Consider the following 21,649-nt stretch of genomic DNA (forward strand, 5'->3'; position numbering starts at 1 on the left):
GAATGTATATACAGTGTGGGATAAAGCATTTTTCCTTAAGGTTTATACATTAAACTTTTTTTAGACCCATTCCGATCCATATTGACGGATAAATTCAATATCCTTTTCATAATGATCAAGATGCCCTTCATCGATCATCTTTTGAAAAACGGAGTCACCTTCACTCGCTTTTCTTTTCATGTAGATGCATAATCCTTCTAATCGTAGTAAAACCATTTCTAAATACCCTTCTTCGATAGCATCACCGTAGGATTCAAAAAACACTTTAACTCTTTGTTTAATACGATCTGCATGCTGTGACGAGTTATAATGAACGATCTCAGCTGTTTCGGTTTGATAAACTCTACTTAATGGTACACAAGTGTAAAGCGTATAAGCTATATCCCAAAGTCTTGGGCCTGGTGCAGCAACATCAAAATCAATGATACCCACTGGTTTTCTATCATTAAAAACAAGATTGTACATGGCAAAATCATTATGACATATAACCTCAAATGGTTCAGGTGTATTATCAATCGGCTGACAGCTTTCTTCTAGAGGAAAATCAGATACAGAATCATGATAAAAGCGGAGCATCTTCGCAATTTCACTTAAAACATCATCAGACCACATATATTGTTTTAATGGGTAATTGCCAGCTTCACCTTCAATAAATGATAAAATCTCTCTATTTTTTTCATCAATGCCCAAAAACTTAGGTGCAAAGTGGAAACCTTTTCTTTCTAAGTGCTTTAATAGTTTATGAATTTTCGTGCTCTCTGGCTTTACCTCTCGTAGAACAGTATTTCCAGAACGATATACGTTTGAAACATTTCCTCCGGTTAGCCTTTTTTCATGATCATATTGACTCATTATAAATTCCCCCATCACTCGAGACATTGCGCTCAATTTTACTTACCTAGAACACTTACACTCTAATTATTTGAGTATCATGTGCAAACTCAACATTTATACCAGAATCTTGTAACTGCTCTTCTAATTCTTTAAAATCACTAAAACTTAATCCATTAGGCTCTTCAATATGTGTTAATAACACCTTTTTAGCATTAAGGATCTTGATTACTTCTAACGTCTCTGTAAAAGTTGCTTCTTCCTTAAAAACAGGATGTTCCTCAGTCATTAGCCTTTCACCGGTTAATGGATGAAATTCGAATATCCCCACTGGCAATATGGCAAGATCAGCATCTAATACCTCTTTTTCTGGTTTCCAATTATTTAACTCATCCATAGCAATAAGGACTTTCTTATCTTCACTTTCAAGTATAAAAGCATATACATAATCCTCTGCCAAGCGAAACGGAGAAATTTTTGTACCATTTAACGTAAAGCTTTCACCATCTCTCAATTTCTTTAAATCAGCAAATCCTTGAAATGCAAAGAAATTTAAATGGTCTCCACTACCAAGAAATGTTTTGAAATCTTTTTCTACCTGATCGGGAAGATAAATATCAATTTTGTTGTGTTGCGGAGGATAATTCGTCCAATCTGCACTTAAGGATTCGATAATTCTCCTTCCCATTACGTGATCTGGGTGCCAATGCGAATAAATAATTCCACTAACCTCATTAATTGTTGAGCGATTTATTTGATGATAAATATCTTCTGGTGTATCAATTAACAGATTAGGGCCATGAATAAAAATACTCGGCCCCATTCTACTATAAGGTACTCCTTTTTCTCTAGCTTCTGAACAAACATGACAATTGCATAATGGTCTTGGTATTGTGATTGCACCACCAGTTCCAAGAAATTCAATTTTCATTTTGCAATCCCCCTTTATTAAATGTCAGCGGACGTTTTATCCAACCTAATGTTTTCTAATGATTTTTCAGAAATTCATTCATAATAGAATAAGCTTTTCTTGAGGATTCCAAATGATAATTTACTGAAAACGGATCGCAAAACCCATGTAATCCATTAAATTTATAAGTATTTATACTCTTTTCATCTAGTTTTCTTATCAATGAATCAACATCAAATGATTTTTCTTCTTGAGGGAAGAATAATATTGTCGGGCAAGTCGGCACAAGGTCTAAGTAGTCTCTAATACGGGAACCATAATATCCAACAACTCCGTTAATAGATTCATGATTACTGCACAACCAGGCAATAGTTGCTCCAACGCTAAAACCGACAATGAAAACTTTTGAATAACTGTTTTTAACTTCCAAGATTAAAGAATTAATAATTTCTGTAGCTTTATCAAAGCCAATCTTGTTTATATAATGACGATAAGCAATATCTTCTTCTAAATATGTAAATGGCTCCTCTTGCTCTATTAAATTAGGACAAATCACATGATATCCATATTGAAATAAGGATTCACACACTCCCTTTATATGGTCATTTATCCCATAAATTTCATGAATAACGATAATAACTGTTTTCGAATTTTTGTGCTTTACAATCACGTTTAACCTCACAGATCCTTTTTGTATATTTTACAGGATACACCAAAGAAGCACACCTCTTTTAATAAAATGTGCTTAAGAAATTCTGTGTGATAAATAATATTTCATCATTACTTCTTGCAATTATTAGATGAATATTATCTACCATTATGTAAAACCTAATCACAATAAATGTTTCTTGGAGTGATTATATTGATTACCAATATTTTCAGGATAGCCACCCCAATTGTCATGTGGGGTATAGTCTTACTCTTTCTACCTAAACAATCTTTAAAAAGATATCTGCCTGTTTCACTTTTTTGCTCTTGCCTATTGTTAATAGAAACCCTCTTAAGCATTATTTTTGAATGGTGGAAAGTAAAAGGAGGCACCAAAAATTTAGTTTTTGATGCATTAACTTTTATTTTTGGTCTTTTTTTCACAACTAATTTGTGGATATTTCATTTTACATATGGAAAATTCCTTTTATATGCTCTATGTAATTTATTAATGGATCTTATTTTTGCTTATCCTTTGAATATACTTTTTCAAAAAATTGGACATTACAAGCTAAAAAAGTTCAATTCAACCACTCTTTTTATTACTTCCTATGCACTAGCTCTTTTAAATTATGGTTTTCAAACATTCATGGAAAAGCAAAACACTCAGAAGACGAATTACAATACTCCTACAAAAGACCTTACATAGGTCTTTTGTAGCTTGAAACGAAAATTTTCTATCATCAATAAGTAAGACTATCTTACCTCATTTGCATATTTCTTTTGCAAGTCTACATAAGCACCTACGATACGGTTAGCTATTTTTTTATTAACAGGATATTTCTCGGTTCCTGCCCATGGAACAACGACACTAAATGCAATTTCTGGCTTATTAGCTGGATAGTAACCAACAAAGTTTAGATTATTCGTTTTTCGTCCCCAATAAGTTCGCTTAGGACCATAGTAAAGAGTTTGAGATGTTCCTGTTTTTCCAGCAACATCATAATCAAACATATTCTTAGCTGTACCTGAAGTTACCACTAGTTTAAATCCTCTTTGAACTCGATTAATGTCTTCCTCAGAGTTATTTACTTTATTTAGAATTTCAGGATTTTTATCGATTGCCACCGGTCCTATCCTTTTTCTTCTATAGGGCTATGAATACTTGTAACAACTCTTGGCTGTACACGGTAACCACCATTAGCGATAGCAGAAACATATTGTGCTAATTGCAGTGGTGTATATGTGTCAAATTGTCCTATGGCAATATCAAGTAATTTACCTGCATTATCTGGATTATTTATAAGACCCGACGACTCTTGTGGTAAATCAATTTCTGTTGAGACACCTAAGCCGAATTGAGCAAAATAATTTCTTAGTTTTTGAAAATCTTCACTAGAAGCATTAAATGGTCCATTTTCTACATATGTAATATCCGCTATTCTCATTGCAACATAAAACATGTAGACATTTGAAGAGCGTCGTAAGGCATCTAAATCATTTACATAGTTTAGTTGACTATATGATCCTTTAGGTGGGGTTCCTTTAAAGTATAAAGTTTTATCAAAATACCCTTTTCCATGAGACATTCCATCTTGATATCCGGCTAAAACTGTTGCTCCTTTTACTGTTGAGCCAGCTTCATATTGTGTAGAGAATGTTCCGTATGCAAAGTCCAACATCTCTCCAGTATTTTCAGGATCAATTTGTTTTCCAGCCATTGCTAAAACATCTCCCTGATAAGGATCCATCATAACCACAAAGGCTCTATCCATTAAGAAATTTGCAGATGATCTTCTAGCAACACGTAACTCTTCTTCTACTATTTCTTCTACCTTCTGCTGAAGTTCAATATCAAAAGATAGCTTTAAATCATAACCACCGCTTCCTTCTTGAACAACTTCTTCTGTAATAACGTTTCCATTTTTATCTGATATGTACTCAATTTTGGCTTTTTTAGAATTTAGATAATCTTCATACTGATATTCAAGATAACTTTTTCCAACACGTTCATTTTTAGCATAATCTCGTGCATTATAGTAATCTTCACGAGATTGTAAAATGCCTTCTTCTGGTGATGATACTTTACCAAAGATTGTTTTTAAAGATTCATAAGGGTACTCTCGGGCCCAATCTGTAATTACATCTACACCAGGTAATTCTTCCAGGTGCTCAGCAACTCTAGCTAATTCTTTTTCTGTTAAATTCAAAGACTTAACGACCTGTGGTTCATATTGATATCCAGACGAGAAACGAGTGTATATATATGCGAGTTCTTTTTCTTCCAAGTTTTCTTCGATTGCTCTTATTTCCTCTATAGGTACTCGGTCAATTTGTAGTTTGTAAGTTTGGGATGGTTCTAATTCTAACTCTTCTTTTTTTAGCAGTTTCTTTGCCTCTTTAGGATGAGAAGCTAACCAGTAATCACGTATATCACGCTCTTTAAGCTCTTTCTTTAAGTAATCAGGGTCATAATGAATATATGTTGATAATTTAAGAGCAGTTGAGATTTTGTCAGAAGTTTTGGTTGTTTTGTCCACTGTATATGTAATCGCTGGTACACTTTTATTATCTACAACAATACGATTATGCCGATCATACATTTTTCCACGAGGAGCTGGCAAACTTGCATAATCAGATTCAGTACGAGATACCTCTTTTGAAAAAGTCTCTCCTTGTACAATTTGCACCACTCCAAGACGTACAATTAATGCGACAAACATCATAAAAATAACAAAAAAGAAAACGTTCGTTCTTATGTATCTCGACCTTTTTAGCTTTCTATTATCTTCAGAAATCGTTTTTTCCTTTTTCAATATTAACCCAACCTTTTATTTCTAGTATTCAAGATTCACAGAAGAGTCACCCAATTATTTACAATGTTAAATTATACCATAATTTCAACAGTAGATATTAAAAAATTTAGATGTACTCTCATAAATTAATCTAGTCAGTTAAAGGTTAAAAACACACTCTAGTACATTGATGTTTTTTAGTTGAATTGTTAAGGTAGATTTTCTGAAACAAATGAAGCCTGAAAATGAACTTGTATTTATGTTAATCGGTGTCATCCTCAGATATAGTAACTAAGAACAATAAATTTGTAGAATTTTGTTGAGGATGAAAGTTTATAGAATCCTATATATAGTTGTTAAAGGCAAACTTATTGAAAAGTAAGGACGTAAAGCTACGAGTCTAAAGTCTTAGACTATGACAGTCGAGTTGCCAAATGTGATCCAAATATTCTTGAAGTGTAACTTGTTGCAAAATAAGCGGAGAAATTCCTCTTATTGAAGAAATAGCGCAAAAAATAGATGATATAGACGGAAAGATTCCGCCTATTTCATCAAAAAAGAAGATAATGGACCATTTTACTTTGTTTAACCGGAAAAACTCCGCTTATATACCCCAAACCAAGTTCCATTCTTCAGTTTAACCGGAAATAATCCGCTTATTTTAACTATTGGTTTCTCAATTAATGATAAGCAAGAAGGTCTTCTTTATTTATCCACCCTCTAATCTTGGTATACTTTTTGAACTCCATATTTAAATCCACAATACTGATAATTTTGTTTTTTGTACATTTCTCTCGGAGTGTCTTCTCCATCAGCAATTAAGATTACCGTTTTTTGAGGAAATGTTTCCATTACATAGTTTTGAAGTTTACTTCCTATTCCTTTGTTTCGGTATTTCTCTTCAACACTCAAATTATCAATTTCTGCCGTTTCATTGGAGATAATAATATCAACATAGCCTGCTGGATTCCCTTTATAATAAGCCAAAATCTGAAGAATATTTGGATCTTCGAATTGACGTTTTATGAGGTCTTTTTTCTGGTTTGCAAACTCACTACCATACTCTAAATCATGCTGATACTGTAGATGAAGACATGTTTCTACATTTTCTTCTGTCACTTCTTTTATTTCTATATCAGGGTTATTGACCAACTTTGGAAAGTGTTTTGGTTGAATAGCATATAATTCTATAAATCCTATCTCATATCCCCTATCTTCTAGGTAAGCATTAAGTTCTGTTGTTGGTTTTTTATTAGCAGGAAAATAAAACTTCACATGTTTTTGACCATTTTTCTGATGATATTCTCTTAAGTACTTTTCAACTGGTTTAAATTCAGGTAATGACGGTAGTTCCTTAAACTCTATAAAATTACTATCATACCTAACTAACATCTCAGGATAGTGAAATTGTTTATATACGTTATTTTCAGCCACTACTTTTCCAAGTGTATAAATATCTTCAAATGATATTTGCTTCATTGTCATACTCCTAATTTTAAAGTCTTTCCTCTATTTTATCATCAAACGTCCCATACCATTTCACTTTTCGAAAAGCACGGTTATTAGCTACATTCTAAGTACTTATGACCATATTTTTACGACGATAGACACTTAATACAATTCCTATTAAAACAGCATTGAATAGAGTCGGCATTAATCCATAGCTTATAAACGGCAGTGACATTGTAGTCAAAGGGAAGATTCCTATTACCATTCCGATATTACTGAACAATTGAACTGCATAAAGTGTTACTGCACCTACAAGAAGAAGCTTGCCATATGAATCATTTATTTGATGAAAAACAACAATAATTCTAGCTACAAATAGCGAGAGAATGACAACAAGAATCATGGCAAAAACCCAGCCGTAATAATAGGTAAAGGTGACAAAAACGAAATTAGTATGAGCCTGAGGAATAAATTCATTTCCTATTGAGTTTCCAAACCAACCTGCATTATAAATGAACTCTTTTGAATATAAGTATGGATACCCTGCACCAGTTGCATATTTTTCAGGGTTTAAAAATCCCAATAATCTATCCTTTTGATATAGTGGCATATAATACCATGCTAATACTCCTATAATCATAAATAAACTAATCATACTTCCCCAAATACTGAAGAGCGTTTTCCGATTAAATTTGCTCCATCCTAGCATTGAGATGACCATGACAACATATATGTAGGTTGTAGCTATGCTATTTGCGATAAAGAATAAATTTGTAGAAATAAAAAATAATAGAACAAAATGCCACACCTTTAACTTTCCACTATGAAAAAAACTAGCCCAAGCAAAGAAAAACAAAGGTACTGCCATCAAGCTTTCTATTGTAATTGGTCCCACTCTCAAAACAGGAAGACCACCAATTGTTGTGTTTGAGAAAACACAAATTGATAAAAGCAGCAATATACCTAGTGTGTAAAAGAACCACCCTAGATTAATAAACTTTTTATAATCCAGTAACATAAGCCCTATAGCTATTACACTTCCGAGAAAAGTAAAAATAATCTTATATGTCATAAAATGAGTTTCATCCATATAACCTAGCGGCAATAATGGCAGAAAACCTAAACATAAAATCGCTACTAGCAAAATAATACTAAACCAATCTACTCTTGGTCGATGAATTTTATCAAAATGTCTACCAAGATCGATCGGACTTCCCATCTGCTCAATTGCCTTTTCTTCAGCATTTGATTCATCAAAGCCCTTTTCTATCCATTCTTTCTTTCCATGTGTTAAATGAAAATCAAGTTCTTTGGAAACATATTCCCTTGCTTCTTTTGACTTAATATGAGTGGTGACTTCATTTAGGAAGATGCTTCGTTTATTCTTCATATTTCCTCACCCCTCTAATAATTCTCTTAACACAACATGTTTTTTCACATTGTTTTTTTCTGCCTTATGTAATAGTTTTCTGCCTCTATTATTTAGTTGATAATGCTTTCCTTCCGATTCATCCCATCTTGCTAGTAAACAATTATTCTGCTCTAATCGATGAAGAAGAGTATAGATAAAGCCTTCATTGTCCTCAAATTTAAGAATACCTCGCCCTCGTAAATGCTTCGTTAAATCATACCCTGTTTTTTCATGAACAAGTAGCTGCATGACAGCTAAGAATACTTCTTCATCACTAATAGTAAGTTTGTTGATTTTATTTTGAACATTTTGTTGATGTTGATCAGTAAAATTCAACTGTTTAAACGTTGTTTTCTCCATCGACTTTCGAAGACGCTTTAAACGATCTTCCATTTCTATTCCTCCAAACTGTCTTTTAAAAGTTCTTTAGCTCTTTTAAGACGTGTTTTAACAGTGCTTTCCTTTTTCTCTATTAATAAAGCAATTTCTTTAATCAATAACTCTTCATAATAATAGAGATAAATCACTTCTCGATATTTTATTGGGAGGTTCATTACAGCAGATACAAGTCTATGATCCTCGTCTTTTTGTATAAGTGTCTGCTCAATAGTTTCCCCATTGGTCGAAGTATTGGTTGATTCCTCTTCTGTAACAATTACATTTTTGTTGTACCAACTTTTTAGATAATCTTTACAATGATTAATGGCGATTCTCCAAACCCATGTTCTTAGCTTTGATTTTTTATTAAATGTTGGATAAGCCTTATAACACTTAATAAAGATCTCCTGAGTTAGATCCTCTGCTACTGCTTTATTTTTTACATAGGAATAAACGAGGTGTAATATTTCCTGGCCGTACCTTTTCATAATCTCATCCATTACTTCTTCAATATTCTCGTTTCCAATTATATCTATTGTTATTTCCTGCACATCTGTCCCCCCTACTTACTTCTTAGACGAAGATCATCTAAATAAAGTTTGTTTTTATTAAGAATTTATTAAATTTATTCGCCACATAATAGCTATACAATAATTTTAGTATGAAAAAAAGATTCCTCACAACCCTATCATGTATATTTTATAAGGATTACGGAGAAATTAAGAATATGAAATCAAATAAAGTAAATGACTATAAAGCAAGTACACAAGGAATTATGAAATTTATGTTAGGGATTTATTTTCTTACATTTTCGGTAGGAATTATGACCTTTTATTTAAGAGGTGAATTAACGCAAGGGAACTTCTATTTTTTTACGAAGACAAGTTTAATCTATCTTGTAATTTGTTTTATTTTATACTGTGCAATTAAAAGTCAAAGGTTAATACTTAAAGAAGAATATTTAATTCTTACCATTTTTGGATGGAATCGATATAAGATATCTATTTATGATATCGAGAAGTGTGAATTTGGAAAAGTTAATGGTGAAAGAGTAATTCATATCACGTTAAACAAAAAAATAAAATGCGCTTTTCCATATTATCCATTTCAAAATGCTTGGGAAGAAATAAGTTATACAATAAAAGAAAAAAACAAAAGCATTCAATTACATCTATAATTAAAGCCTTTGAATAAGCTTGTTTTCCATCGAGCAGCTAATTTTCAGCAATCTGGCGCCATTCTTACAATAAGAATTGGCGCTTTTTATCATTTTAAAGGAAACAATAAGGGTAAATAATCAGAATAGATATTTTTTTCTGAATCCCTTATAATATGTAAAGGCTTATTGTAATATTTCATCTTAAAAGGAGGTAGATAAGAATGGCCATATTTAAGGAAATTACAGTAGAAACATCCGTTCAAGCACCAGTTGAAAAGGTGTGGGAATTTTGGACAGAACCAACGCATATTACAAAATGGAACTTCGCTTCAGACGATTGGCACTCTCCTTTTGCTGAGAATGATTTAAGAGAGGGTGGAAAATTCACATCAAGAATGGAAGCAAAAGATGGTAGCTTTGGCTTTGATTTTGGCGGAGTTTATGATGAAATAAAATTACATGAGGTCATAGCTTATACTATGGAGGATGGCAGAAAAGTAAGAATTTCTTTTAACGACAGAGCAGGAGAAACTGAAATTATTGAAACTTTTGATGCAGAAACTAGTAATTCCATTGACCTACAACAACAAGGATGGCAAGCGATTTTAAATAATTTTAAAAAATACATTGATTCAACAAACAATTAAAATTATCTCTATTCAATCCTTTTAATATGCTTCAAAATTAAGGTGGGGTATCTGTTATTAAGTATAGATCTACAGACACCTCCATTTTCTCACTTACCTTATCCTTGATATGCAGGATAATCTCAAGTAATCTTACTTCTAAGATAACCCTCGAATGTAATTCTGCCCATTTTTCGAGAAAAATTGGTATTCTCTCCATTAGAAAAAGCCTTAAAAAGTTTTCCTGGTAGAGATATGCTTAAAACTTTATTATTCTCGTTATTTATTTTGATTTTTAAGTCAGCCATTTCTTTTAATGTTCCAATATCAGGACCACCAAAATCCTCTATTTTACCTTGAGGCCCTTTATCCACAATACCTAATAGATGATTTGCAAATTCATTTACATCCACGCTTTGACATTTAAAGTTTCCAGGAACAAAGTATCTGTTAAGAACGGCTCTTGATAGAAATAAGTCATCGATGAAATGGTGAAACTGAGTAGAACGTACAATTGTATGTGGGATTGAACTATTTTTCAACAGAATTTCTGCTTCAAGTTTATGCTTATAATATTTAATTGGTATTTTATCTATTCCAACAATTGAAGGATAAATAAAATGTTTTATGTGTTGCGCTCTTTTTAAGAAAACGTTAAAACCTGTAACCTCAACAACTTTTGAATGTTTATTTGGACTTGTAGCTGAGTGAATAATAACATCCACATCTTTTGCTGCTTCTTCTAAACCTTCACCAGAAAATAAATCGCTATAAATCCACTCAAAATGCTCAATTCCTTTAGGCTTTTTTCTAGAAGTTATTTTAACTTCATTTTTAGAACCTTTTAGTTGATTAAGCAAAGCAGAACCGAGATGACCTGTTGAACCAGTAACAAGTATCCTCAACTACAACACTCCTACTCTCATAGTGTTTCACTCATATAAGTATAGTTATTCCCTCTCTCTTGCTCGTTGTGTATCTCTAATATTTTTTTGTACTGTAATCGCAGCAAACAAAGAAAGTGCAAAGGCCATAGCATAAAAACCCTTTTCACTAAGTGTAATACTACTTGCATTGTATAGTCCAATAGCAATTAACGATATTGCAATAACCAATGCTAACCAACTAATACCATAATAAATATTTGTAACAGGTATTCCTTCATCTTTATCTCTTACTGCCTTTTGCAAGGATATAGCAGCATATAATCCAAATACTAAAATGGCAAAATAATAACCTTTTTCGTTCAATTGCATGGTTGCATTGAATAGGCCAATTAAATAGGCGGTTACTCCAATTAATAACGCTGACCAAGATGCCCCTTTGAAGGCAGCTGTTGGCTCTCCCTCCACTCTTTTCATTTCAATTTTAAGTTCTTCCTGTTCATTTTTTTCTAACGAGCCTTCATTATTGTTTGACAATGTAATCCCTCCCTTATACGATTATAAAAACCAAAACACTCTTAAATAAATATATTTTAAAGTTATATATTCTGAACCTAAATTGACATAAGAATTTGTAAACAATCCATATCATAGTCGTATCCAGCGACAAATAACCTTTCGAAAATCCCCCTCATTAAATCACTCTTTTTTACATACAAAGACCATTATTATGTTAAAAAATGTTTAAGCTTATTTTTTATAAGTTCTAAATATAAAGCAGCTAACCATCAAACTGACTTCAACATATTAATTATCGAAATTATAAAATATCACAAAAAACACACCACTATCTTTATCGGTGTGTTTATTTTATATAAAAAATCTAGAATATTCTGATATATTTATTTCGTTTTCAAATGAAGTATTATACATATTTCTTTATTTGTGACTACTTGCAATGACGATGTTTTTATTAGTTAATGAGCCTCGATGTGTAAAGACAAAAGATAAAAAATCGTTTTTCATTTCCTCTTACCTTTAAACTTTAAAAGAATATAATATATAATAAGCCCAACTGATAGACCTGGAACTAAAAAAAGAATGGGGAGAATCACGGGCCCAAATAGCACTCCCATTATTTTTAGTTTTGTGGAATAAATTAAACCAATTGTTACAAAAAAAGCACCAAATACAAAGGGTAGATACGAATATGAATTAGTTTCTCCTTCCGCTTCTCTATACGCATCCCACATGGCAAACATATATAAACAAGGATAGAACATAAGCCATTGAAAATTTGTAACATCAATGGCTTTCTGTATTTCTCCTGTAAATGAATAGATAAATGCTAAGTTAAAGTTAGCGAATACATTCACAAGAAATTCTAAAAGAATAAATATACTTCCCTTATAATATCTTCTATTTAAGAACTGACCAAACCCTGGTAATGCAATACTCCATAATAAAGCCTCATGTTTTTTAGGTTTCTTATAATTGCTCACCATTATCACTCAATTCATCTTTTGTTTCCGATCCTCCATTTGAGGTGGCTCTTCCATCCAACCATTTTTGATCATGATTTTTGCACCATTGTGAGCATATTCAAAAATATCTTTTATAAATATTGCATTTTTTGCAGACAAATCATTTCGTAAGCTAAAAGCAGTTCCAAGAGAATTGCTTCCCATGGAAAAACTACAAAATAGACTTGTGCAATACATCATGAGCTTATCCGAAAATGGTGCTACTGTTGAACGGGTAGCATTCCCACCTGGACTTTGAGGAATTGGAAGGTTTGTTTGAATAAAGACTTCGCTCAATTCTTTTATAATACCTTTAGCAAGTTCTGCCCCTTCATTAAAAAATTGCCTAACCTCTCGATCATCTGCACATTGTGCAAATCCTAAAATCAATTGTAAGCCTGTAAGATTTGATTCAATAGCTTTATGTATGTGAGAAATTTCTACTGTATTCAATGGTCTTTTTTTGCTCAATGGATTAAGAGCTATTCCACCTAAATATTTATTATCTTTTACAAATTCAACTGATTTTGGCATCGAAACATATGGTGATCTAACTAGTAACCCCTTTTCAAGCAAATATTGTGTGCAGATTCTGAAATACTTTTGGGTAAGAGCGGTGAGGCCTTCAAACAAGAAATTTATATCTTCTCTAAACGTCATTGTTAAATTTAATGAATGTAATCCCATGCTTATCTCTTTTAAAAGCCGCACCAACATAATGTCAAAACCATTATCATAGAGCTTTGGGACATCTTTATTTACATCCTGTGCTGTATAGCCAACGGGTATAACTGCCCCTTCCTCTTCATATATCTTAACTATTTTTCCAACATATATCTCAAGGTCTTCATGCAAATTAGTCATAATATCCTTGGCTTTGTCGTCATCTGCTTTTTCTATAAAATATTCTAACATTCGCAGAATCATTGTCTTTTCCTGATATGTAAGCCATAACGTTCCTAATTCCGATGATGTAATAGCTGCTTTATCTGGCATACAACTTCCCTCCCTATATGATTCATTTTAGGTTGCCTAAATTATGGTAATTTCATTCCAATTTCTTTGTGATTGCTTAATAATTTAATGTTTAAATCATCTACACCTTTAAATAAAAAGAGCGCCTATTCTTGTTTAAGAACGACGCTACGTACGTTATATTATAATATTTACCTTTATTTAAAAATGAATGATGAAACAAAATTATGTTAGAATAGGAAATATTTCACTCCTGGCACATCGATTGTCATTCCTATTAGTTATCAAATGTACTCCAAAACTCTTTAACTCGAATCCTTATTCGTTCTATTTTATGCTCTTCATTTAAGTTAGCTTGCCCATTTAAGAAACCAGATTCTGTTTTTTCAATCTTAAGATAGGCTAGCAACGCTTTAATTCATAAAAAAAAGTGCTTCAAAGATCTGTACCTTTGAAACACCTTCTCAACTACAATCATTCTATATTACAAATCCACTTATAATAGTTTAGCAAAATGAGGATAAGAATTGGGACTACAATCAGATCATACCATATGTGCCACCAACCTAAATGGAAAAATCCCCAAGGTTCAGGGAGTAAGCTAACTGATTCGTAAACAATAATCCCTAATGTGCAAGCAATAATATAAATAGACTGCTTATAGTGATTAGTGTTGAATGGGTAAAAGCTCAATAGCATTACATTGACTGGTGGGATTAAAACAGTATGAGCAAGTAGTCCTAACCAATCAACTCCTTTATTAAAATACCAATAGCCATTCAACTTAAACTCAATTATTAAGTCAAATAATAACTGAAATGAAATAGTAAAAGTCCATATACTTACAACTCGGCTTTTAACTGGAATTTTGTTAAGTTTTAATGCAATTAAATTAAAGATGATAATTGAAAGAAATAGTAATATCATAAATAATTCCTTTTTACTTTCATTATGTCCTATGCTATATGGATAATTCGTGATTTACCTACATATTTAAATACAAAAACCTAGTTAATCAAGGAACACATAGTATGCTTAAAACTGAAAATAATACCTGTGAGGCGGTCTTATTTCGTTCTAACTAACACAAAATACTTGTAGAACTTTTATGCAATTTCCTATTAGAGCTTGAAGTTAGTCTCCTATTCCAACATTTAAATGACAAGTACGTGTAAGTCTGTTGTTGAGAACATGAAGGATCTCTAACTGTATAAGGAGATGAAATAATGAAAGATGTTGCCAACACTGTTCATATAGGTGAATTAATAGCTGTCTCTAAAGTTTTCCATCTTAATCCTTTCAAAATGGTCACATTACTAGAAAAAGATTTAATGGAAGTATTTGAAAATAAGGAAGATTTTTTGGATAAATACGGAAATAAGAAATCTTATGACGAATTAGAAGATTGGTGTGAGTTAAATAATGGAAAAATTTTTACGAAGCCAAAATAGAAAGGAAATAGAAAACTTTCCAATAGTGGTTAATTTTAAATTAATCTGATTATTACCAATTAGAAGACAAAGAGACGCTGCGTCACTTTGAACGTAGCGTCTCTTGCTGAAATATTAATGTAGGATAGATCCCGTTACTTCACGTATTTGTTTTGCAGCCTTAACCATATTTTTTAATGCGGCAACTGTTTCAGACTCTTGACGAGTTTTCAACCCACAATCCGGATTAATCCAAAATTGTTCAATTGATATAACCTGTAAGCTTTCTTCTAAAATCCCCATAATTTCGGATACTACAGGTACACGTGGACTGTGAATATCATAAACTCCTAGCCCAATCCCCAATTCATAAGCATTCTTTTTAAGTGAGGAGATTAGTTCACCATGACTTCTTGATGTTTCTAATGAAATCACATCAGCATCTAATTCACGGATTGGATCAATAAAATCATTAAATTCGCAATAACACATATGTGTATGAATTTGTGTCTCAATTTTCACACTTGATGTCGCTAATTTAAATGCCTTAACTGCCCAATTTACATATTCGGACCAATTTTCTTGACGGAGTGGTAACCCTTCACGAAGTGCTGGTTCATCCACTTGAATGATCGCGATACCTGCCTCTTCTAGCGCTCTAATCTCTTGACGTAAAGCTATAGCAATTTGATTTGCAACGACTTCTCTAGGAATATCATTTCTAACGAATGACCAATTCAAGATCGTTACCGGTCCTGTTAACATCCCTTTTACATACTTATTTGTTAACTTTTGGGCATCTATTACTTCTTTTACCGTCATTGGATTTGTCCATTCTACATCTCCATATATAATAGGAGGTTTCACACATCTAGAACCGTATGAGACAACCCAAGCATTTGTTGTGAAAGCAAACCCTGATAGTTTTTCTCCAAAAAACTCTACCATATCGGTACGCTCAAATTCCCCATGTACGAATACATCAAGCCCAATGTCTTCCTGAATCTCCACCCAACGCGCGGTTTCTTTTTTAATAAATGCTGCATATTCGTTATCAGTCATTTGATTTTTACGCCAGGCAGCGCGTGTTTTTTTCACTTCTGCCGACTGAGGAAAACTACCAATTGTTGTTGTTGGGAAATCAGGTAATTGCAGCACCTGTTTTTGAATCGTTCTGCGCTCTTCATAAGGAAGGGCTCTTGAAAAATCTGTTTCCGTTATCGATTGTAACGAAGCATGAATGTTTTTGTTATGTCTTGCTGAATGTGTTGAAAGTGCTTCAATTGCTAACATACTTTTAGAAACGACTTTTTCCTCTAACCAATGTTGGCTGCTAATATAGGTACTAACATGAACGATCTCTTTAATTTTTTCATCTGCAAATGCTAGAGCGTTTAATAGAACTGGATCTAACTGTTTCTCACTAATAGTTGTAACAGGTACATGTTGTAAGCTACAAGATGATTCTATCCATACAGACTGAGCACCACTTAATGATAGAACACTTTGTATATCAGACACGACTTCTGCTAAATTGGCAGACCAAATATCCCGGCCATTTATACAGCCTATCCCAATAAATTTTTCACTTGGAAAACCGTATTTACGTATAGAATCCATGTTTTCTTTTTTACCATGAACAAAATCTAACCCAATTCCCGCTACTGGTAATTGCGATAATCTTTCATAAGAAGTTAAAGCTTCAAAATAGGTTTGCAGCATAATTTTAGCTGCTGGAACACTCTCAGACAATTGCTTATACATTTCCTCAACAAGTCGAACCTCATCTTCTGGCAAAGATTTAGTTAATGAAGGCTCCTCTAGCTGTATCCATTCAGCACCAGCATCCACTAATTGTTGAATAACATCTGCATAAAGTGGTAGCAATTGAAAAATGAAGGTAGCACGTGATTTTTGATCATAGCCTTTTGTTAAATCTATAAACGTATAGGGACCAATTAATGTTGGTTTGGTGATAATATTAAGTTCGTTTTTTGCTTCTAAAAAATAGTCTACTATTTTATTATGAGTTAGCTTTAATCTAGTTCCTTCATACTCTGGGACAATGTAGTGGTAGTTGGTATTAAACCATTTAGTCATTTCACATGCTACAACATTTTTTGCACCACGTGCCATAGCATAATAACGGGTAAATTCCGTTTCATTTACCAATGATTGATATCGTTCAGGAACAAGACCGAACATAAACGCTAAATCTAACATGCGATCATATAAGGTAAAATCACCAACAGTTATGTAGTCAATCCCTAACTCATGTTGACGTTGAATATTTTTTAATCGCTGTTCTTTTAGATCTTTCTGAAACTGTTCCTCTGAAAGATTGCCTTTCCAAAATTTTTCTACAGTTCTTTTCCATTGACGGTTCTCACCAATATAGGGATAACCAATGACAGTACTAATTACTTCCATCTCGATAAGCCTCCTTTTTTTACATAACCCAAATAAAAAAGCTATTTCTGAATTCAGAAATAGCTTTGGACTTATCTATGCATATTTAATAAGCGTAAAAAATTTACTTTTTACGTTCTTTTCGCACAGAGCACCACCTATTTCCACGTAGGTATTTGGTGTGTACTAGAATTAGGCAGGTCTCCTGACTTTTCATCAACGCTCATCAATGCCTTCCCATTATTACAGTGGCCAATTTTGACTTGCTCCGAGTTTACAGTTGCGGGACAGTGTTGGATTCTCACCAAGCTTCCCTTTTAAGCTTATTCTCATAAGCACCTATTCATACACGTTATGTAATTAAGTTTATTATAACCTTATTATCAAGAGATTTAAATATTCAAAATATAAATATTTATTTTATTTTTCTAAAAAACTGATATTTTCCTTTTTCAGGATACTTTCTTCCTATGAATAAGACCTCTATTGCATACAATATGCAAATAGAGGCCTTATTCATAGTTAGTTATATATGTACGTTAATTTTGTCCTTTAGTATAGATCTGAAAGTTTACACCAAATTTATCTGTGACACTTCCGTAAGCTGGACTAAAGAAGGTTTCTTGCAATGGCATTGTTACAACACCATCGTTGCTTAATTCTTCAAACATCTCTCTAGAATTCTGTGGATTATCAGTTGAGATACAAATCGTCACTTGATTTCCACTTTGATGAGGTTGACCTGGAAATGTGTCTGAAAGCATAACTTCAGTTTCGCCAACCTGCATTGTTGCGTGTGAAATTCGTTTTTTAGCTTCTTCTGGTAGAGGAAACTCTGGATTTTCGGGCATTTCATCAAAAGATTGAGAAAAAAGTAGCTGTGCATTCAAAGCCTTTTGATAAAACTCAATAGCTTCAGCTGCATTTCCATTCATCACTAAATACGGAATTAACCTAACTGACATAAAAATCGCTCCCTTATTCATTATTTTCTTTCATAATTTCAATTTCTAAAATAATTATATCGAAACGAACAAGTGTTCGCAACTCTTTTTTAGATCTTTTGGTGATAATTACTATAAAAGAAATCAGCTTGGATTATTACAATATTATTGCTTTTCATACTCACCACGTTTACTCGTCTTCACTTTCTTCTCTTCTTCCTTCTGTATATCAGCTATTTTTTTAATCGTTGTTCCTGGATAATAATGATCGATGATCTCTCTGTAAGTGTATCCCTTATCGCCCATTATACTTGCGCCCCATTGACTCATTCCAACACCATGACCAAAACCTCTACCTCTTATAACATAGTAACGATCGTGTTCTTCGAATGTATCAATTAGGTAGCTTTTAAAGGAAGATCCTCCAATAAGAGGTCTTATTTTATCTATGTCGGTATCGTTGAGCTCAACAACTTCATACAGAATGGTTCCTTCTATTAATTGTCTTAAGAATTCTATTTTGATTGACCCTTTTTTTGCACGATTTGATTCATTTTGTTCTGGTGATATATCTAGCTGTGATATGGATAAGATTTTTATATCCCCATCATATCCTTGTTTTTTTAACCTTTGTTTCATAGGTTCTGTTATTGAAGCCTCTTTTTCTTTTAACTTGTCCCACCAACCTAACCTAGAAGCGTCTATCTTTTCTAAAAAAAGCTGTTCCTTCTGTAAAGTGAGTGTCCATGGCTGAATAGGATCGTAAGGGTCTTTCTTTACCGGAAAGTATGCTTTTGCTGTTTCCCCCCAAACATTCTTATTGTTTTCAGTTACTCCCCCGTTACTTGCCGAATAATAAGCATTGATGGGCTTATTTTCAAATGTAATGATTTTTCACCTTTTGTTTCATCAACCGCTTTTGAAGCTTGTTCAAACCATTCATATCCACCATAAACTTGAAATTGAATGGTATCATCCATTTCCTTGTCCATATGTGTCATCGTGTAGGTCCTAGCAGCAAGTGCTTGTGCCTTTAAGGTTTCTAGTTTCCACGAAGGATATACTTCAAAAGGAACAACACCTTTTAAATAATCCTCAATAGGGATTTGATTGACAGGTCTGATGTATTTACCATCCTCTATGATAAATTCCATTGCGCCAAGGTACTTTTTGTCATTCACAGTGATCACATGCTCTTCATCATATACATCTGGTATTAAGACTAAGGAATCATTAAACATCGTTTTGTCGTTTTGATTCGTAAGTAAAATCGAACCTTTTTTGACGGTTAAAATGTGTTCAACTCCCTCACTTATCACTTCAATTCCATTTATTGTTGTAAATCTACCTTTAACCTGTATGGTGAGCTCCTCTTTATCTCCTATGTAATTTTTTAACTTTACCTTTAATATTTCACTCGCATTGACATTTACATGATTTGAAAATATAGATACAAATAGTAACAGTAAGATTAAACGTTTCATAGGTTTTAGTATTCTTAAATTTAGCTATTCGTATTCTTTTTATCATTTCGTAGTGGAATATATATAACCTACATTTAATACCCTCTTTATTTAGTAAGTTCTTTTTATAACTAGAGAAGGTCGATCAATTTATAGTAAGTTAAATGTATTGTATGTGAAAAATAAAATAAATAATATGACTTATTGAGCAAAGCCTTTTAAATAAAAAACGCAAATGTTATTACACATTCGCGTTTTTTAAATATAGAGGTTACATTGGGATTAATAATTTAAAAAGTTAAAAAACAACTTACTCTCGGCAATATTCAGCTATTTGATTTGTACATAAATTGTAAATATCACAATTTTTATAGGTTTTATACCACTGAACTGTTTTTTCAACGGTTTCATTAATACTCCATTTTGGAGACCAGTTTAATTGATGTTTCGCTTTACTTATATCTAAACTTAAAAGTTTTGCTTCATGAACATCTGCTTGTTGATTTATATCCCACGTTCCTTCTCCCCAAATATCCACTAATAGGGGTAGCGTCAGGGAAATGCGGATTTACAACGGTAAGCATTTGATACAAGTCTTATGAGACAGTCAGAAGTCATTTAAAACGCTAATTTCATTATGTCTCAATAAACTCTACTCTATTGGAATTGTGAAGTGATACACTTAAACTAACGTACGCAGGTTTGTTGAATAAGGACTTCAAAAAATACCCTTAATTAAGCTAAAAAGTCCTTCTCTTTATTAAGAAGGACTTTTTTATGTGTTATTCCATTGTCTCATTCATTGTAATAGTTTCGCTTGCTTCATGACCAGATTCTCCATGTCCTGGTCCAAACAAATTCAATATTACAACTCCTACAAGAATCAGTGTTATTCCTGCAATGCTAGCCATGTTAAGTTTTTCCTTCCAAACTAAAACTGAAATTACTGTAGTCAAAACAAGTCCTAAACCTGCCCATAATGCATATGCAGTGTTTAAGGGGATTGTTTTTAGCGACAAGGATAAAAAGAAAAAACAACCAACGAAAGCTATTATTACCCCTATTGTAGGATAGAGTTTTGAAAAGCCTTCAGATGCTTTTAATAGGGAAGAGCCAATAATCTCCCCCACTATTGCAAGTGCTAAATATAGATATGACATTATTCGTCCTCCTGAATCATGTTTATTAGTTCATCAAAAACTTGTGTTTTTAGTTCTTCATTTAATGGTGCCATTCCAAATATTTCTGAAAACCAAAGACCATCTATGGATAATCTTGTAATTGTTATTTTGACAGGATCAATTCCATCAGTTATTAACTTTGTATGCAAAATATCGTATCTCTGCCGGAATTCATCTAATAAATCTGGATTAATAAACATAGCAGCCATTAGTGCGGAATTTAGATTATTGTTTTCTAAATCGGAAAATGTAGATTTAAGATAAGCCCTATTCCATTTTCCTATTGCGTTATCATCGTCGTTATTAACTAACGTATTAATGCATTCGAAATAATTATTTGTCCAATCTTCCACCATTCCTTTAATTAATGCTTCCTTGCTAGGAAAATGGTATAATAATCCACCTTTACTCACGCCAGCTCTTTGGGCGACTGCCTCTAATGTGAGTTTGACAACTCCTTCTTCTTTTACAATTTCAGATGCAGCAATCAATATATTTTTTTTCTTATTAGCATGCTTTGAAATAGACATAATAACCTCCATAACTTAGATACATATAATATACCGTCTGGACGGTTTTTTTGTCAATCGAATTAAAGCTCTTATTTAATATCACTCTTTCACATAAAAATAA

At 32.7% G+C, this 21,649-nt stretch carries 22 protein-coding genes, 1 pseudogene and 2 riboswitches; of the genes and pseudogenes, 4 read left to right on the plus strand and 19 right to left on the minus strand.

All coding sequences use genetic code 11. From position 1 onward, the window contains the following. Positions 1-60 precede the first annotated feature (60 nt). Genes LPC09_RS12860 through LPC09_RS12870 form a run of 3 tightly spaced genes read right to left on the minus strand, consistent with a single transcriptional unit; the run spans position 61 to position 2,411 of the window. Complete coding sequence (locus LPC09_RS12860; RefSeq protein WP_231309708.1) at positions 61-852, minus strand: phosphotransferase; 792 nt, start codon at positions 850-852, stop codon at positions 61-63. A gap of 55 nt (positions 853-907) precedes the next feature. Next, positions 908-1,762, minus strand: a complete 855-nt coding sequence (locus LPC09_RS12865; RefSeq protein WP_231307448.1) for an MBL fold metallo-hydrolase — start codon at positions 1,760-1,762, stop codon at positions 908-910. Positions 1,763-1,817: 55 nt separating this feature from the next. Next, the gene (locus LPC09_RS12870) at positions 1,818-2,411 is read right to left on the minus strand and encodes a dienelactone hydrolase family protein (RefSeq protein ID WP_231307449.1); all 594 of its coding nucleotides are present in this window, start codon (positions 2,409-2,411) and stop codon (positions 1,818-1,820) included. Positions 2,412-2,603: 192 nt separating this feature from the next. Here LPC09_RS12870 and LPC09_RS12875 point away from each other — a divergent pair, with 192 nt between their 5' ends. Continuing rightward, positions 2,604-3,098 (plus strand): hypothetical protein, encoded by a 495-nt coding sequence (locus LPC09_RS12875; protein ID WP_231307450.1) that lies wholly within the window; start codon positions 2,604-2,606, stop codon positions 3,096-3,098. Positions 3,099-3,145: 47 nt separating this feature from the next. Here the strand turns inward: LPC09_RS12875 and LPC09_RS12880 are convergent. The 5 genes and pseudogenes from LPC09_RS12880 to LPC09_RS12900 all read right to left on the minus strand — a co-directional run bounded on the left by LPC09_RS12880 (position 3,146) and on the right by LPC09_RS12900 (position 8,973). After that, positions 3,146-5,115 (minus strand): annotated as a pseudogene (locus tag LPC09_RS12880) (peptidoglycan D,D-transpeptidase FtsI family protein). Between the two features lie 420 nt (positions 5,116-5,535). Further along, a riboswitch (cyclic di-GMP riboswitch) is annotated at positions 5,536-5,619 on the plus strand. Between the two features lie 285 nt (positions 5,620-5,904). Continuing rightward, complete coding sequence (locus LPC09_RS12885) at positions 5,905-6,663, minus strand: GNAT family N-acetyltransferase (protein WP_231307451.1); 759 nt, start codon at positions 6,661-6,663, stop codon at positions 5,905-5,907. Between the two features lie 94 nt (positions 6,664-6,757). Beyond that, a complete protein-coding gene (locus LPC09_RS12890; RefSeq protein WP_231307452.1) occupies positions 6,758-8,023 on the minus strand; it encodes an FtsW/RodA/SpoVE family cell cycle protein in 1,266 nt (421 codons plus the stop codon). A 6-nt stretch (positions 8,024-8,029) separates the two neighbouring features. After that, entirely contained in the window at positions 8,030-8,437 is a 408-nt protein-coding gene (locus LPC09_RS12895) for a PadR family transcriptional regulator (protein WP_231307453.1), read from the minus strand. Between the two features lie 2 nt (positions 8,438-8,439). Continuing rightward, the gene (locus tag LPC09_RS12900; protein WP_231307454.1) at positions 8,440-8,973 is read right to left on the minus strand and encodes a sigma-70 family RNA polymerase sigma factor; all 534 of its coding nucleotides are present in this window, start codon (positions 8,971-8,973) and stop codon (positions 8,440-8,442) included. Between the two features lie 176 nt (positions 8,974-9,149). Here LPC09_RS12900 and LPC09_RS12905 point away from each other — a divergent pair, with 176 nt between their 5' ends. Both LPC09_RS12905 and LPC09_RS12910 read left to right on the plus strand, forming a co-directional pair. Continuing rightward, positions 9,150-9,599: a hypothetical protein gene (locus tag LPC09_RS12905; protein WP_231307455.1), complete on the plus strand. Its 450-nt coding sequence runs from the start codon at positions 9,150-9,152 to the stop codon at positions 9,597-9,599. A gap of 203 nt (positions 9,600-9,802) precedes the next feature. Further along, a complete protein-coding gene (locus LPC09_RS12910; RefSeq protein WP_231307456.1) occupies positions 9,803-10,228 on the plus strand; it encodes an SRPBCC family protein in 426 nt (141 codons plus the stop codon). 122 nt (positions 10,229-10,350) lie between these two features. On the opposite strand, the gene LPC09_RS12915 is transcribed toward LPC09_RS12910, so the two are convergent. From LPC09_RS12915 to LPC09_RS12935, 5 genes are all read right to left on the minus strand, one after another. Next, the gene (locus LPC09_RS12915; protein ID WP_231307457.1) at positions 10,351-11,112 is read right to left on the minus strand and encodes an SDR family oxidoreductase; all 762 of its coding nucleotides are present in this window, start codon (positions 11,110-11,112) and stop codon (positions 10,351-10,353) included. Positions 11,113-11,157: 45 nt separating this feature from the next. Beyond that, positions 11,158-11,628: an inner membrane protein YiaA gene (gene yiaA / locus LPC09_RS12920; protein ID WP_231307458.1), complete on the minus strand. Its 471-nt coding sequence runs from the start codon at positions 11,626-11,628 to the stop codon at positions 11,158-11,160. 485 nt (positions 11,629-12,113) lie between these two features. Continuing rightward, a complete protein-coding gene (locus LPC09_RS12925; RefSeq protein WP_442919982.1) occupies positions 12,114-12,593 on the minus strand; it encodes a hypothetical protein in 480 nt (159 codons plus the stop codon). 9 nt (positions 12,594-12,602) lie between these two features. Beyond that, positions 12,603-13,610, minus strand: a complete 1,008-nt coding sequence (locus tag LPC09_RS12930; RefSeq protein ID WP_231307460.1) for a DUF3231 family protein — start codon at positions 13,608-13,610, stop codon at positions 12,603-12,605. 453 nt (positions 13,611-14,063) lie between these two features. Beyond that, positions 14,064-14,516 (minus strand): hypothetical protein, encoded by a 453-nt coding sequence (locus tag LPC09_RS12935; RefSeq protein ID WP_231307461.1) that lies wholly within the window; start codon positions 14,514-14,516, stop codon positions 14,064-14,066. A gap of 299 nt (positions 14,517-14,815) precedes the next feature. Here LPC09_RS12935 and LPC09_RS12940 point away from each other — a divergent pair, with 299 nt between their 5' ends. Further along, positions 14,816-15,040 (plus strand): hypothetical protein, encoded by a 225-nt coding sequence (locus LPC09_RS12940; RefSeq protein WP_231307462.1) that lies wholly within the window; start codon positions 14,816-14,818, stop codon positions 15,038-15,040. 114 nt (positions 15,041-15,154) lie between these two features. Here LPC09_RS12940 and metE read toward each other — a convergent pair whose 3' ends face one another. The 6 genes from metE to LPC09_RS12970 all read right to left on the minus strand — a co-directional run bounded on the left by metE (position 15,155) and on the right by LPC09_RS12970 (position 21,546). Then, positions 15,155-17,449, minus strand: coding sequence for a 5-methyltetrahydropteroyltriglutamate--homocysteine S-methyltransferase (metE, locus tag LPC09_RS12945; RefSeq protein WP_231307463.1), 2,295 nt, complete (start codon positions 17,447-17,449; stop codon positions 15,155-15,157). Positions 17,450-17,606: 157 nt separating this feature from the next. Then, positions 17,607-17,786, minus strand: a riboswitch (cobalamin riboswitch). Positions 17,787-17,967: 181 nt separating this feature from the next. Then, a complete protein-coding gene (locus LPC09_RS12950) occupies positions 17,968-18,393 on the minus strand; it encodes a VOC family protein (RefSeq protein ID WP_231307464.1) in 426 nt (141 codons plus the stop codon). A 144-nt stretch (positions 18,394-18,537) separates the two neighbouring features. Beyond that, entirely contained in the window at positions 18,538-19,263 is a 726-nt protein-coding gene (locus tag LPC09_RS12955; RefSeq protein WP_331275811.1) for a SpoIID/LytB domain-containing protein, read from the minus strand. Further along, on the minus strand, positions 19,203-19,856 hold the full coding sequence (locus LPC09_RS12960; protein ID WP_231307465.1) for a SpoIID/LytB domain-containing protein: 654 nt from the start codon (positions 19,854-19,856) through the stop codon (positions 19,203-19,205). The genes LPC09_RS12955 and LPC09_RS12960 overlap by 61 nt, the downstream gene beginning before the upstream one ends. A gap of 761 nt (positions 19,857-20,617) precedes the next feature. After that, positions 20,618-20,995 carry a quaternary ammonium compound efflux SMR transporter QacH gene (qacH, locus tag LPC09_RS12965; RefSeq protein ID WP_000121134.1) on the minus strand — a complete coding sequence of 126 codons (378 nt, stop codon included), beginning with the start codon at positions 20,993-20,995 and terminating at the stop codon, positions 20,618-20,620. Beyond that, positions 20,995-21,546 (minus strand): TetR/AcrR family transcriptional regulator, encoded by a 552-nt coding sequence (locus LPC09_RS12970; RefSeq protein ID WP_000028029.1) that lies wholly within the window; start codon positions 21,544-21,546, stop codon positions 20,995-20,997. The genes qacH and LPC09_RS12970 overlap by 1 nt, the downstream gene beginning before the upstream one ends. Between the last annotated feature and the right edge of the window lie 103 nt (positions 21,547-21,649).

Origin of the sequence: Metabacillus sp. B2-18 (genome assembly GCF_021117275.1) — a bacterium.
GTDB lineage: Bacteria > Bacillota > Bacilli > Bacillales > Bacillaceae > Metabacillus.

What these genes read in the sequence shown, in the direction of transcription:
- LPC09_RS12860 (WP_231309708.1), bottom strand. Translation starts at nt 852, where the DNA reads ATGAGTCAATATGATCATGAAAAAAGGCTAACCGGAGGAAATGTTTCA.
- LPC09_RS12865 (WP_231307448.1), bottom strand. Translation starts at nt 1,762, where the DNA reads ATGAAAATTGAATTTCTTGGAACTGGTGGTGCAATCACAATACCAAGA.
- LPC09_RS12885 (WP_231307451.1), bottom strand. Translation starts at nt 6,663, where the DNA reads ATGAAGCAAATATCATTTGAAGATATTTATACACTTGGAAAAGTAGTG.
- LPC09_RS12890 (WP_231307452.1), bottom strand. Translation starts at nt 8,023, where the DNA reads ATGAAGAATAAACGAAGCATCTTCCTAAATGAAGTCACCACTCATATT.
- LPC09_RS12895 (WP_231307453.1), bottom strand. Translation starts at nt 8,437, where the DNA reads ATGGAAGATCGTTTAAAGCGTCTTCGAAAGTCGATGGAGAAAACAACG.
- LPC09_RS12905 (WP_231307455.1), top strand. Translation starts at nt 9,150, where the DNA reads ATGAAATCAAATAAAGTAAATGACTATAAAGCAAGTACACAAGGAATT.
- LPC09_RS12910 (WP_231307456.1), top strand. Translation starts at nt 9,803, where the DNA reads ATGGCCATATTTAAGGAAATTACAGTAGAAACATCCGTTCAAGCACCA.
- LPC09_RS12930 (WP_231307460.1), bottom strand. Translation starts at nt 13,610, where the DNA reads ATGCCAGATAAAGCAGCTATTACATCATCGGAATTAGGAACGTTATGG.
- LPC09_RS12935 (WP_231307461.1), bottom strand. Translation starts at nt 14,516, where the DNA reads ATGATATTACTATTTCTTTCAATTATCATCTTTAATTTAATTGCATTA.
- LPC09_RS12940 (WP_231307462.1), top strand. Translation starts at nt 14,816, where the DNA reads ATGAAAGATGTTGCCAACACTGTTCATATAGGTGAATTAATAGCTGTC.
- metE (WP_231307463.1), bottom strand. Translation starts at nt 17,449, where the DNA reads ATGGAAGTAATTAGTACTGTCATTGGTTATCCCTATATTGGTGAGAAC.
- LPC09_RS12950 (WP_231307464.1), bottom strand. Translation starts at nt 18,393, where the DNA reads ATGTCAGTTAGGTTAATTCCGTATTTAGTGATGAATGGAAATGCAGCT.
- LPC09_RS12960 (WP_231307465.1), bottom strand. Translation starts at nt 19,856, where the DNA reads ATGAAACGTTTAATCTTACTGTTACTATTTGTATCTATATTTTCAAAT.
- qacH (WP_000121134.1), bottom strand. Translation starts at nt 20,995, where the DNA reads ATGTCATATCTATATTTAGCACTTGCAATAGTGGGGGAGATTATTGGC.
- LPC09_RS12970 (WP_000028029.1), bottom strand. Translation starts at nt 21,546, where the DNA reads ATGTCTATTTCAAAGCATGCTAATAAGAAAAAAAATATATTGATTGCT.